Origin of the sequence: Peribacillus sp. FSL M8-0224 (assembly GCF_038003055.1) — a bacterium.
GTDB lineage: Bacteria > Bacillota > Bacilli > Bacillales > DSM-1321 > Peribacillus > Peribacillus frigoritolerans.
Window position 1 is genome coordinate 1,425,164 of sequence record NZ_JBBOOJ010000001.1, and the last position, 13,274, is coordinate 1,438,437.

Consider the following 13,274-nt stretch of genomic DNA (forward strand, 5'->3'; position numbering starts at 1 on the left):
ATATATCTTTTAGCCATCATTATGAGTGATGCCAAATATCGATTTTAAGTATTATACCATATAGCAAAAAGAAGATATGCTTATAATATCCTACATTTCAGTTGGACACTCTAAAACCATTATTTATTTTGAGGGGAGATACAAGATGCCATTATTACGTTTTGATTTAGTAGAAGGAAGAAACGAAGAAACTTTAAAAAAATTATTGGATTCGGCTCACCATGCGATGGTGGAAGCTTTCCAAGTGCCTGAAAGTGATCGTTATCAAATAGTTCATCAGCACCCGCCGCATGAGCTAATAATCGAGGATACCGGACTGGGGTTTAAAAGAAGCAGAGACCTAGTAATTATTAGTATTGTAAGTAAAAAAAGAACTGTAAAACAGAAAGAAACCTTATACTCACTTCTTGCTCATAAACTTGAATCGGACTGTGGGATTTCTCCACAGGACTTGATGGTTTCTATAACAGAAAACAGCGATGCTGACTGGAGTTTTGGACGAGGGGAAGCACAGTTTCTAACAGGTTCATTATAGTTAATTGGAGGAGAATATTTGAAGAATCAAACTTATCATTTTTTAATAGGGGGAATATTTTCATTAATCATTGCTATGGGGATTGGAAGATTTGCATATACTCCCATTCTTCCTCTTATGCAAAAAGAACTTTCTTTATCAAATACAGCTGCTGGTTATATAGCAACCAGTAATTACGCAGGATATTTGCTTGGAGCAATTTTAGCAGGTGCCATTCCTTTTAAGAAGTATAGAACCATTTTGTTAAGAATAATTCTAATCATCAGTATCTTAACCACTGCCGTAATGGGTCTCTCATACTCTAATTCACTTTGGAATGGACTTCGCTTCCTATCAGGATTTGCCAGTGCTTTTGTATTGGTCTTAGCCTCTGGTATCGTGTTAGATAAACTTTCAACTATAAGAAAAACAAGTTGGTCGGGGATGTTTTATGGGGGAGTAGGTTTGGGAATCTTTTTATCAAGTCTAATGATTCCGAGTTTAAACCATTTATTTCGGTGGGAAGGAACATGGTTAGGACTAGCTGTTGTGAGTGGAATCCTTGCTATCTTTGTATGGATCTGGCTCGATGAAACCCCTAACGTTGTCGAGAAGAAAAATAAAAGAGATATTATTGGAAAAGTGCCCCCCGCTAAATGGCTTATATGGCTGATTATTGCGTATGGTTTAGAAGGATTGGGTTACATTGTTACAGGAACGTTTATCGTAGCTATCGCTGAAAAGACCTCATACTTTCATAATGGTGCCACCTTAGTTTGGATGCTGGTGGGTTTGGCTGCGACTCCATCCTGTCTCATCTGGTCTTTACTAGCTAAAAAATGGGGATTCATTAAATCTTTAGTGCTTGCAATGGCTCTGCAATCCTTGGGTATTGCGATGCCAGCCTTTTGGATGTCAAAAACAAGTTTTGTCATAAGTGCTTTATTATTTGGAGCCACGTTTATGGGTATCACCACCCTGGCTACAACATTGGGAAGGGAAATGAATCCTTCTGATAGCAATCGGACTATTGGCATGCTTACCGCTATTTATGCTATTGGACAGTTGATAGGACCAACCCTTGCTGGAGTCTTATCATCACTCACACATGATTTTAATGTTGCTTTTATTGGAGCAGCAAGTGTTGTCTTCTTTGGGGCAATTTTGCTTTCAAGCGGGATTCATTTCGAGATCACCCCTAACGTTCAGCCATCCAATATTAAAAAAACAGAAGAGAATTAATAAGGATTTAAACATACAAAATTGGGGGAGTCATTGATGTTAAATAATGAAATGATGAAGCGTTTGAAGATTAAGAATCCTATTATACAAGCTCCTATGGCTGGCGGGATCACCACTTCGGATTTAGTAGCCGAGGTATCCAATGCCGGGGGACTTGGAATGATCGGAGCAGGCTATCAGACACCCATACAATCAAGAGAGCAGATTAGAGAAATCAAGCAGTTAACGTCAAACCCTTTTGGCATCAATCTATTCGTGCCAAACGAATTTAACATTACGCCTTACGCAGTCCAATCAGCTAACCAGCGTTTACACACGATTCGTAAGCAATTACATTTAGAACAAACAGACAGCTTTGACATTCCTGAGTATGAAAAAATCTATGAAAGTTTCACTGAACAAGTTAAGGTAGTCATTGAAGAGAATGTATCTATTTGTTCCTTTACATTTGGTATTCCTCCTAAGGAATTGATGGCTGAATTAAAACAGCATAACATCACTCTTATAGGAACAGCTACAACGGTTAGGGAAGCCGTTGCAAATGAAAAAGCGGGAATGGATATGGTTGTTATGCAAGGCAGTGAAGCTGGCGGGCATCGCGGGAACTTTATTGATGGTCATCAAGAGAGCCTAGTAGGTTTAATGTCACTTATTCCGCAAGTTGTTGACAATGTAAGCATACCTGTTATCGCTGCAGGAGGAATTATGGATGGAAGAGGATTAATGGCTTCACTCTTCTTAGGAGCACAAGGTGTACAAATGGGCACAGCTTTCTTGACTTGTATAGAAAGTGGGGCACACAAGGTACATAAAGAAGCCATATTAAATGCTGATGAAGACCAGACAACCTTTACCCGTGCCTTTTCTGGTAAATGGGCAAGAGGTATTAAAAACAAATTTATTGCAGATATGTCGGAGCATGAATTGCTTGTACCCGATTTTCCTGTTCAAAACCTATTAACTCAAGAAATTAGAAAAACGTGCAGTAGACAGAATAATCAAGACTTCATGTCACTCTGGTCTGGCCAGAGCCCAAGATTAGCTAAAAATCAATCTGTTGTATCATTAATGAAAAATATTATTACAGAAGCAAAAAACATAAATCTATTATGAGATGTTACGAGGTTAAAAGAATTCGGCTTTTTAAGCGGATCATGTAATTAAAAGCAACGGAGAACCCTTATTAAATAGGGTTCTTCATTGCTTTTTTAGTTAAATGACCACATTTATTGGGCCATGCTCTTTTTTCCTAGAGCTCTTGAAAAGTTTTCTGCAGTGGAGTCCTGTATATCGAGTAACTGAGTTAGTTCCTGTTTATAAAGTCAAGTAATAACTTGTGTGAATACTTTATATCACTATTTATTTCACTATCTTCTACAGAGCCTAAAATAAGCAACGCTTTTTTTATTATGATTTCATCAGTAACAAACTCACCGGTAATTAACTGAACTAAATTTTGAGAAGCGCTTTCTTGAATATATTTATCTGAGTTAGTTTCAAGAATCATAATTAGTGTAGATGCGAGTTCTGTCAAATCTTTATAACTACATCCCCATATGCTTATACCATCTAAAGTCTCCTCAGTATCTTTACTTTTACACAACTCTTTTGCACGTTCAACGGATAACTCATATCCACCGATGTATATGGACAAATCTTCTGTTGGCGGTTCATATAAATTTTCAATCATTTCATTAAAAGTCTTAAAGATAACGGAAGTTTTGTTCTCTTCAGTGTCTATAAAAGTGATTTCTGGTTCATCTTTATTTTTTCTATAATCTAATACAAGCCAAGTGTGTCCTTCTCCGGAGATTGTTACAAAATCTTTTTCTTTAATTCCCCAGTCATTAAGAAGGTATTTTGATTTATAAATTCCTTCATTCTCTTTAATTCCAAACAGAAAGTCTACAACAATATGATCATCAGCGTAGGAATTTTTAAAACTAACTGGTAAAGCATTGTATTTTAAATATCCCCCATTTTGGATTTTTAATAGTTCAATATATTCTTTTGGGAGATTAATGTTTAAATTTGCTTCAGCATCAAGGATATCTCCTGCTGTTCATTCATTTAGTTTGTATTCATCAAAATCCATATCTTCGAATTCTTCAAAAATAGATTCCAAGTATCTCACTCTCCATATTACTTAGTAATTAATATTATTGCTTTCAGTAATTTAAAGATTTCATCACTCTTAGTTTTTTTCTTTTCAAATAAATCATCCAAAAGTAAAATCTCAACTGTTTATAGGCTTTTCAATTGTAGGGTAATTCCCCATATTTATCCAAGAAAATGTTTTTATTAATTAGTATTGATAAAATTCCAATAAGCCTTTTAGATGAGACCTTTGATGCACTATTAAACTACGGATGATTAAATTTAATAGAACTAGTTGAGCACTTTGATAAGGGTAGGTTCCTTTAAAGATAGGAGGAGTTCTGACCGCAAAATTGAAGTGAATAATCTGTGCTGTATTGGGAGGAGCAATTTGAGGATTTCTTATATTATAAGAAGAAACTCGGTAGAATAAATAGAGAAGTATAACTGATAATTGTAACCAAGCGTATCATGAATGGCCATAAATCACATTAGGTGACTACCATAATATAAGATGTGGCGAAGTGAAAAAAACAGATCATGTAATTATAAGCAATGGAGAACCCTTATGTATGGAGTTCTCCATTGCTTTTTTCGATTCCGATTTATTAGTTGTAAAGGCCCTCGAACAGGGGTAATCATGCTCCCAATATCTATCTTCAATAATAATAATACGGGGGATTGAGCTGATATTGATAGTTGTAAGCCGGAGCAGTATACATTTGGTTATCATAGTGATTAATAAATTGAGGATATTGCTGCATGTCTTCTTCGGCCGCTCGATGGCAGTTGGCTGGCGGACCGATGAATGTTGATGGCTGAACTGGTGCAATTGCTTTTTTCCATTGGTTTTCATCCATGCAATAAGTATGGGCCATAATATTTGCAGGCGTCAATTTCAAGATATCTGAACCGAGGATCACCTCAGGTGTTGGTGCATTAAAAATGGCGAGCAGATGTGTATTATCCGCATTAGCCACTTCATAATGCCACCAACCTTGTGGGACGTTGGCTACTTGACCGGGTTTAATGGGATAATTTTGAATTTGCTTTGTGAATGGATTCAGTAATGAAACGGTTGCCGCTCCAGAAATGCAATACACTAGCTCGGCTGCATTTTGGTGATAATGCGGTTCTACGACATTGTCTGTGCTGAGGTAGATATCTAATAATGAAACATTTTCGAGGGTGTTCAATTGTTTGACACCTAATACATTAATATAGTTTTGATTGTCTTTTTTCATGAAATTGCTTTTATTGATATCGAAAAAGAATTGTGTGGATGGTGAAGTATAGTCCATATAGGAGACCATGAATTTATCATTCCTTTTTTTAAGACTTGATTTTTCAAGATATGTTATATTTTATTTTAATGTGCAATAACCCAGTGCGTTATTTCCAATGGAGCTGGTAAGGGGTGCTGATGATGCTGTGATTAAATGAATGATAGGCCGTGACTTCGTGTAACGAATTAGTTGTAGTTATTATATCAATATTATTTATATTTTTTAAAACTGAAACTACTAAACTGAATTTTTAATATAATCAAACTTTTGATGAACATAATTTTCCCATTGCGTGACTTTAAATTACAGTGATATAATGTTCTCTGTGATTTTAAAGTTTAACATAGGAAGTGGCTAAATTGTCGAACAATTCAAAAGAGAGTAAATTCGTCCCGTACGTCTCTGCATCTAAATCTCTACCGGAATTGACTGCAACTGCAATCATTCTAGGGATCATTCTTGCAATCGTATTCGGGGCGGCAAATGCATACTTAGGCCTACTTATTGGTTTAACTGTCTCTGCTTCAATACCCGCGGCGGTAATTTCAATGGCCATATTAAGAGGGGTTTTTCGCAGGGATTCAATATTAGAAAACAATATTGTGCAAACGATGACCACGGCAGGTGAGGCTATTGGTGCCGGTGCTGTATTTACCATTCCGGCATTATTCATGTGGGACATGGACGTGAGTCAAGCATTCATCATTTTCGTGGTATTAACTGGGGGATTTTTAGGGGTCTTCATGATGGTTCCCCTTCGCCAGCTTTTGATTGTAAGGGAGCATGAAACATTACCTTATCCAGAAGGTACGGCATGTGCCGAGGTCCTGAAGTCAGGAGAAAAGGGTGGTACAAGCGCCAAGCTAATCGGAGCCGGTTTGGTAATTGGCGGTGTTGTTAAAGGGCTTGGAGATGGATTTAAGCTTTTCAAGACAGAGGTTGAAACAGGGATCACGAATTTTAAAAATGCAGTGGTTGGTCTTGATGCCTTTCCTTCCCTTTTGGGTGTAGGGTACATTATTGGACCGCGAGTTGCAGGGCAAATGCTAGGTGGGGGTTTATTAGCCTGGGTCGTTTTAATACCGGCCATCAGCTTTTTTGGCGGAAACAATGGGACAGCCATTTTCCCTTCTGATGTACCGATCGGTGAATTGGATGCATGGGGAATTTGGGATAATTATATTCGCTATATTGGTGCTGGTGCCGTTGCAACGGGCGGATTGATCACTTTGATCAAAACATTACCAATACTTTTCAGTTCAGTTATTGATACTCTTAAAGGCGTAAAAGCCAATAAAGGACAACTAAAATCGGGTTCTATCCGTACAGAACAAGACATACCGGCTAAATACGTTTGGTTGGGTACGATCATCGTAATTTTAATCATTGCTTTCACACCTATAACAGATGTAGGAATCATCGGTGCGATTGCAATCGCGATTTTTGGATTTTTATTCGTGACAGTGGCTTCAAGGGTTGTTGGAATCGTCGGAAGTTCTTCTTCCCCTGTTTCTGGAATGACGATCGCTACTCTATTGATTGTAGCGATTGTCTATAAGGCAACTGGTTTTACTGGTACGACTGGAATGGTAGCCGCTTTAACCGTCGCTGCGATCATTTGTACAGCGCTTGCGGTTTCAGGTGATGTTTCTCAAGATCTAAAAACAGGATATATCGTCGGCGGAACACCATGGAAACAACAAGTTGCCATGATGATCGGTGTTGTTGCGTCGGCTTCTGTCATTGGTTTTATCCTGGTTCTTATGGATAACGCATATACGATGGGGTCTGCAGAACTGCCTGCACCTAAAGCGGCACTTATGAAAATACTTGCCGAAGGTGTTCTAGGGGGAGATTTACCTTGGACTCTGATCTTTATCGGTGCGGCTATTTCCATTACATTAGAGTTTTTCGGTTTGAATTCACTTGTTGTTGCAGTGGGCATTTACTTGCCGGTTCATACCAGTGCCCCAATCATGATCGGTGGATTTATTCGATTCTTCGTTGAGTTCTTCTCGAAAACAAAAGAAGCGCTTAAAGCACGGGTTGACAGAGGTGTATTATTTGCCTCTGGTTTAATAGCGGGTGAATCATTGATTGGTGTTCTTATTGCCATATTGATCGCAGCAGGTATCCAAGTTCCGGCTGCGGCTAAATTAGCCAGCAATTTGCTACCATTCTTATTATTCCTTGCTCTAGCTGGATTGCTTTGGTTCGTATCCAGCAAAGGGAAAAAAGAAGATGCTTCGTAAACGCCAATCAAAAAAGAGGAACCTGTTAACCATGGTTCCCCTTTTGGAAAGACGCGTCACTATGGTGCAAGAATCTTCGGAAGCAACTTTTTTGATCATTCAAAGGACCAATTTTGTGGAACGAATGACCATTCGTTTCTTAAAACAGCCATCAGTCCGTAAAATCAAGCTTGATAAGTTTGGAGCATATGCCATTAAACAGATGGAGTTTCAAAGGAATGTAAATCAGATCTCTGAAGCGATGAGTGAACATTTTGGCGAGGAAGCAGAACCAGCCTTACCGAGGTTGATGAAATTCCTGGAAATTCTAGAGGTTCATGATTGGATCATATGGGATGATGAAGAAGAAAAATGAAAAAAAAGCTGAAGCACTTCTGGGTGCTTCAGCTTTTTACTGTTTTGGTACAAAATTTACCACACATGCAATTTAAGAAAATAGACTAAAGGTATAATTATTTGTAATAACTTTATATGCGTTGTATTCTTGTACTGTTAGTCATGACTAATAAAGCAAAACTATTCACATTTTGAAGAGCAGGTGGGTTATCATGGGAAGAGTACAAGGTAAAGTAGCATTAGTGACAGGTGGAGCTTCAGGTATTGGGTTATCCATATCGACACTAATGGCTAAAGAAGGCGCAAAAGTCGTGATTGCTGATTTTAATGAAGCAGGAGCAAAAGAAGCGGCCGAAAACATTAAAAAACAAGGTGGGGAAGCAGCTGGAGTATTTTTGGATGCTGGACAAGCAGACTCCATCCAGGCAGCAGTCGACTTTACCATTGAACAATATGGAACGGTTACGGTACTCGTTAATAATGTGGGTTTAACTAACCTGCATAAAGATCTGGATGTCGTGAACTTAGATTTGGAAGAATGGGATCGACTTATGGACGTGAATTTAAAAAGTGTGCTATTGGGAAGCAGGTTTGCGATTCCTCACATGATTAAAGCGGGAGCTGGTTCGATTATCAATACGGCCTCCATGGCTGGATTTACAGGTGACTCCGTACGATCCGCATATGGTGCGTCCAAAACGGGGGTAGTGAATTTGACTCGTTATATCGCTGCACAGTATGGTAAAGATCATATTCGTTGTAATGGATTGGCACCAGGTCTCATTTTAACTCCTGCAGCGAAAAATAATATGCCTCAGGCCGTACTCGATATTTTTGGCAAATTCAATGCATTGCCATATCATGGTGAAGCGGATGATATCGGTTATACCGTACTATTCCTTGCATCTGACGAGTCCAAATTCATTACAGGTCAGACGATCCAAGTGGAAGGCGGTCATTATATAGCCAACCCAAGCATCTCTGATTTTAATGATTATGTAACGAAAGCAAAATCCAATTAATTGTCTGGACATTCATATAACAAAACCTTACCCTGGATAAGATCAACACTTTCCGGGGTTTTTAGTTAGGAAGCCCTTTATTAAAAAACATGAAGCAGGTGCATATAATAATGGAAGTAAAAAATTATGATGAAATGCTGAACATCAGGACGGAAGGTGAACAAAAAAATTTCAATGATTCTTTGCATTATCATCGATATGAACCTACGCCATACAGCGCATTAGAACATTTATTCAAAGAATATCCACTGAAAAGAAATGATCGCATTGTGGATTTTGGATGCGGTAAAGGACGCTTGAATTTTTTGATCCATCACTTCTATCAATCATCTGTGGTTGGCGTGGAAATGAATGAAAATTTCTATAAAGAAGCGATCGAGAATCTGAATGGCTACATGAAAAAAAGGAAAAACGACAATAACAATATAGAATTCCACTGTTGCTTGGCAGAAGAATATGATATTGATACGCAAGACAATCATTTTTATTTCTTTAATCCGTTCTCGGTACAGATTTTCATGAAAATCATCCATAACATTTTACTTTCCTTTGAAGAAGAACCGCGAAAAATCGAACTGATATTATATTATGCTTCACAGGATTATATTTTTTTCCTCGAAAATCAAACCGCTTTCGAGCTGAAAAACGAAGTGATGTTACCTGGCTTGACTGAATCTAATCCTTTTGAGAAATTCGTCATATACCAATTGTTATATTGAATGGATATTGGTTTTTCGATGTTAAAAACACCCAAGCAATCTCTCATGGATGCTTGGGTGCAAAGAGTGAAGCCAATAAAGGCGCTTAATTTAAAGCGGATTGTAAAATCCTTATTACTTTTTTTCTTTTTGCATGCTCCTATTTCATTTTTTATCACTTTAATTTTATGCCCTTCCATTTCCAAGGATGAATCACTTTGTCTATGAAGAGCGAGGTTCTAGTTTATAGTTTGTAAGCCATAGTGAACATAAAAAAATTAATTCAAATGCATTGGTAACAGCCGAACTTTCTATGGGAATAGGAATGGCACTTCCAACTATCATGACTATAACCCCTAAAAGCATCCAAATCCAACGTGTTCTTATAAATATGTAGATGCTAATCACCAATAATATAAAGGTGACAATAAGCACCATTAAAGGTGGGCCAGAAGATTCCTCACTAACATATCTTAAAACTCCATACTCGTAGATTGGTACAAATGTCTTATGCATATTTTCAATAAATTCATAGATGATAAGCCCAGCTGTAAGGAAAAGGAAAAAGTAGGGTGCTATCGTTTTTTTTGTAAAAGGAATATGTATCCTTTTTGCCATTCCCCATCCAAACAAGATCAATGTGGGAGTGATAAATCCATGACTCCAGAAACGTAAAGCATTTAATGACTTTAACAAAGGGCCATCACCAATGAACTTTCCCGAGGCAATAATTAAGTTATCCACGATAAGCCCGAAAGTAACTAGAAGAAGAAAGCCTGAATACGAAAAGAGTTTGCTGTCCTGTCGAAGTAACACCATTCCCATGATAAAAAGAATCATATAAACGATTGAATAACAAAAATATAAAATAGTATCCAACTACATCACCCCCTATATGGTTTTTTCCGTACTATAATAGAACAAAACATAAAAGTGCCCTTTTAAATATAATTTTAGTTTATTGTGAAATTCATATTCAGGAAAGATTGTAAATACCTATATCAGAGAATATAATGGGTAGGCTTTATATGTGCTTTTTATAAGTATCAAGGGGCTACATAAGAAACTTTATATTTAAACAAGGATGGAAGCATTGCATCAAAAATACCCATAAATAGCGATATTACTGTTAAGCAGTCATTGAAATACGTGTTAACCAGCTTCTTTCGCGCCTTGATTCTTTTTTAGATTAAGTAGAGATGACTTATCCGTCTACATGAGGAAAAAGACATAAGATATTCAAAAGAGAAGGAAGTCAGACGTAATGTTCGTTCTATATAGCCCATAAGGAAATGAAGAGCAATACTAGTATCTATGTGCGTTAGTAAAAGTACTTAGAAATAAATTTTAGGGATAGTGAGGTATAAAATGAAAAAAGTTATGAAATATATTCTCATTAGTATAATTCTATTAATAATTATCGCTTTCGGCGGCTTTTATATATGGTCAGAACAAACATACAAACCATCAGATGAATTGTATGCGTTAGTTGGAAAGGGGGATATAAAAAAGGAAAATGGGTTTGTCACATTCGAACCAACAAAAAACAAGAAAGTGGGCATTGTCCTGTATCCAGGTGCTAAGGTTGAGCCCGAAGCATACGGTTATTATGCAAAAGAATTAGCGAAAGAGGGATATACAGTCGTTATCCCGGATGTAAGGTTCAATTTCGCTTTGTTTGATAAAAATAAAGCGACGGAAGCTAAAGATGCATATCCAGCAGTGGAGAAATGGTACGTTGCTGGACACTCGTTAGGAGGAGTGGCTGCCACTGCATATGCTTATGAAAATCCAAAAGAGGTGGAAGGGATTATCCTCCTCGGTTCATATCCCAGTGACTCGAATGACTTTTCAAAAATGAAAGTTCCTATGCTATCGTTATATGCAGAATATGATGGGCTATCTACAGTAGAGAAGATTATGAAGACAAAGCACTTACTATCTAAAGAGGCAAACATGCATAAGATAGCCGGGGGAAACCACGGTCAATTTGGTGTATACGGAAAGCAAAAGGGAGATAATGAAGCGACTATCTCAGCTAAGAAACAACAAGAAGAGATGATAGCTGTCACAAAAAAATGGCTTGATCAGAATGGGGAGTAAGCCTTATTAAATGCCCTCAATGAATTAAAATTGAGGGCATTTTAATACCGAAATATATTTTGACTTGGAAAGAAAGACAAAAGAAACGGATGGATTCTGGGGATACAAAGAGCGAAGCAATCATACCAAACTGTAAACAAACTCAAAAAAAATGAAATTTTTGTCTATAGTTTTTTTGAGTGATTATAAGGATTGTGGCTGCCGCAATCAGCTGAGGTGGCAGAAGCTTCTCTTCGTTAAGATATGGGTTCTTTGGCCAGTCATGTGCCATTTTTGAATCTTGCCATGTCCAATTGGGCATCCTTCTTTTTTAATTTCAGGAAAGATAAACATCACCTGAATCTACATTTATTTATCCCCTTTTAGTAGTCTAACTCAAAGCATGCTTTCTTTTCATATCCGAATATCGTTTAAACATTTTTTGTCAGTTAGCCTTCAGAGGTAAGGATACATTAATATAGCAATTAGAAGATGGCGATTGAGTACTATGGTAGACGGTTGGCATAGGCCATTACCATTCATTCCAAACCAAATAACTTCAAGGGGAAATAAAGTTTTCGAGAGAGTTCCAGAGATGCCTACTGATATAACCAGCGTGTTTCCATAAAATGCTCCTATTCCATTTTTTTTCTTTTCTTTAAAAACCATTTTACTAATATTGATAAAGTAAACAATCCACCAGCAGTAAGTGACACGGCCGATATTACTTCCTGCCCTGTAAGGGAGAGGGCTTTCGCCAAATCTACTGAATATGAAAGTGATGAGACTGTCAGTAATTTTGATAGGGAAGCTATCAGGATAAATCTTCTGAAAGAAACGCCGCCTATCCCCGCACCGAGGCAAATGATTTCATCTGGTAGAATCGGGATAATGAACAGAAGGAATAGGATGGCGGTTTCATTTTTTTTCACATACTCCTGATAGCTTTGCAAGTGCTTTTCTTTAACTAATTTTAAAGCAAGCTTTTGCCCTCCAATTCTAGCTAAAAGGAACATGGTTGCTATTCCGGAAATAGTTCCGGAATAGCCTAGGTATGCTGCGTTAAATGAGCCTAATACTGCACTGCCAGCAGGAATCGTCACAGCTTCAGGCAAGGGCAGCACGATTGGCTGAAGGAAACAAATAAGGAGGAAAAGGAGCTTGCCCATTAGGGTACTTCCTCCTAAGACGCTCTTCAAGCTGTTTGCATCTGTCAGCAGCAAAAACTTCGTTGTATAAAAGATCAAACAGACTATAATCAGTAATATGCTCAAGTTCACTAAGGCGAGCCTCGTAAGTTTTAAATAGTTTACTTTTTTCCTAATTATCAAGACAAGATCAATAGACAGAATGACTATTAAAATGACTGTAACTATAATTTTATAAATTATCAGCAACGATGGCAATAACACATACACGCACACAGCTGCAAAAGCGACCATCAATAAATGCGTCCACAATTCAGGCAGTTTCTTTTCAAGAATCACAGAATTCTTTCTCCTTTAGGTGAATTTCCTTTGTGTGATTAAGTGTACTGGCTAAGCCATCTTTAGAAAACGGACCTGGGATTTAACGAATAGTAAGACCTGAGGCTTAGATTTCTTGTGGATCTGCCAAAAATCTAAATGCAGCAACCTGCTTTGCAAGATCTCCGATTAATCATTTGCCCTTTTTTATTAAGAGTGTTATTGAGATTAAGGATGCTATAAATATGATATAACCAAAAAAAACGGAAGAAACCCCGT

General features: G+C 37.5%; 12 protein-coding genes and 1 pseudogene. 8 read left to right on the forward strand and 5 right to left on the reverse strand.

The annotated features are described in order from the left end of the window. The first annotated feature begins 145 nt into the window (after positions 1 to 145). From MKX49_RS06955 to MKX49_RS06965, 3 genes are read left to right on the forward strand one after another with little or no spacing between them, the layout of a single operon-like run. Positions 146 to 535, forward strand: coding sequence for a tautomerase family protein (locus MKX49_RS06955; RefSeq protein WP_289349472.1), 390 nt, complete (start codon positions 146 to 148; stop codon positions 533 to 535). Between the two features lie 18 nt (positions 536 to 553). Then, complete coding sequence (locus MKX49_RS06960; RefSeq protein ID WP_340875806.1) at positions 554 to 1,756, forward strand: YbfB/YjiJ family MFS transporter; 1,203 nt, start codon at positions 554 to 556, stop codon at positions 1,754 to 1,756. 36 nt (positions 1,757 to 1,792) lie between these two features. Next, a complete protein-coding gene (locus tag MKX49_RS06965) occupies positions 1,793 to 2,869 on the forward strand; it encodes an NAD(P)H-dependent flavin oxidoreductase (protein WP_340875808.1) in 1,077 nt (358 codons plus the stop codon). Between the two features lie 190 nt (positions 2,870 to 3,059). Here MKX49_RS06965 and MKX49_RS06970 read toward each other — a convergent pair whose 3' ends face one another. The 3 genes and pseudogenes from MKX49_RS06970 to MKX49_RS06975 all read right to left on the reverse strand — a co-directional run bounded on the left by MKX49_RS06970 (position 3,060) and on the right by MKX49_RS06975 (position 5,166). Then, positions 3,060 to 3,446, reverse strand: coding sequence for a hypothetical protein (locus MKX49_RS06970; RefSeq protein ID WP_340875809.1), 387 nt, complete (start codon positions 3,444 to 3,446; stop codon positions 3,060 to 3,062). Between the two features lie 3 nt (positions 3,447 to 3,449). After that, a pseudogene (locus MKX49_RS28370) lies at positions 3,450 to 3,806 on the reverse strand (SMI1/KNR4 family protein); the annotation flags it as partial. Between the two features lie 706 nt (positions 3,807 to 4,512). Then, positions 4,513 to 5,166: a cupin domain-containing protein gene (locus MKX49_RS06975; protein ID WP_340875810.1), complete on the reverse strand. Its 654-nt coding sequence runs from the start codon at positions 5,164 to 5,166 to the stop codon at positions 4,513 to 4,515. Positions 5,167 to 5,498: 332 nt separating this feature from the next. On the opposite strand from MKX49_RS06975, the gene MKX49_RS06980 reads away from it, so the two are divergent. The 4 genes from MKX49_RS06980 (at position 5,499) to MKX49_RS06995 (ending at position 9,468) form a co-directional block, all read left to right on the forward strand. Continuing rightward, positions 5,499 to 7,391: an OPT family oligopeptide transporter gene (locus tag MKX49_RS06980; protein ID WP_340875811.1), complete on the forward strand. Its 1,893-nt coding sequence runs from the start codon at positions 5,499 to 5,501 to the stop codon at positions 7,389 to 7,391. After that, positions 7,381 to 7,746 carry a PqqD family protein gene (locus MKX49_RS06985; protein ID WP_340875812.1) on the forward strand — a complete coding sequence of 122 codons (366 nt, stop codon included), beginning with the start codon at positions 7,381 to 7,383 and terminating at the stop codon, positions 7,744 to 7,746. The genes MKX49_RS06980 and MKX49_RS06985 overlap by 11 nt, the downstream gene beginning before the upstream one ends. Before the next feature lie 193 nt (positions 7,747 to 7,939). After that, positions 7,940 to 8,749 (forward strand): SDR family NAD(P)-dependent oxidoreductase, encoded by an 810-nt coding sequence (locus MKX49_RS06990; RefSeq protein ID WP_340875813.1) that lies wholly within the window; start codon positions 7,940 to 7,942, stop codon positions 8,747 to 8,749. A 110-nt stretch (positions 8,750 to 8,859) separates the two neighbouring features. Next, complete coding sequence (locus MKX49_RS06995) at positions 8,860 to 9,468, forward strand: methyltransferase domain-containing protein (RefSeq protein ID WP_340875814.1); 609 nt, start codon at positions 8,860 to 8,862, stop codon at positions 9,466 to 9,468. Positions 9,469 to 9,669: 201 nt separating this feature from the next. Here MKX49_RS06995 and MKX49_RS07000 read toward each other — a convergent pair whose 3' ends face one another. Further along, on the reverse strand, positions 9,670 to 10,326 hold the full coding sequence (locus MKX49_RS07000) for a hypothetical protein (RefSeq protein WP_340875815.1): 657 nt from the start codon (positions 10,324 to 10,326) through the stop codon (positions 9,670 to 9,672). A gap of 489 nt (positions 10,327 to 10,815) precedes the next feature. Here MKX49_RS07000 and MKX49_RS07005 point away from each other — a divergent pair, with 489 nt between their 5' ends. Further along, a complete protein-coding gene (locus MKX49_RS07005) occupies positions 10,816 to 11,550 on the forward strand; it encodes an alpha/beta fold hydrolase (RefSeq protein ID WP_340875816.1) in 735 nt (244 codons plus the stop codon). 614 nt (positions 11,551 to 12,164) lie between these two features. On the opposite strand, the gene MKX49_RS07010 is transcribed toward MKX49_RS07005, so the two are convergent. Then, positions 12,165 to 13,016: a TVP38/TMEM64 family protein gene (locus MKX49_RS07010; protein WP_340875817.1), complete on the reverse strand. Its 852-nt coding sequence runs from the start codon at positions 13,014 to 13,016 to the stop codon at positions 12,165 to 12,167. Between the last annotated feature and the right edge of the window lie 258 nt (positions 13,017 to 13,274).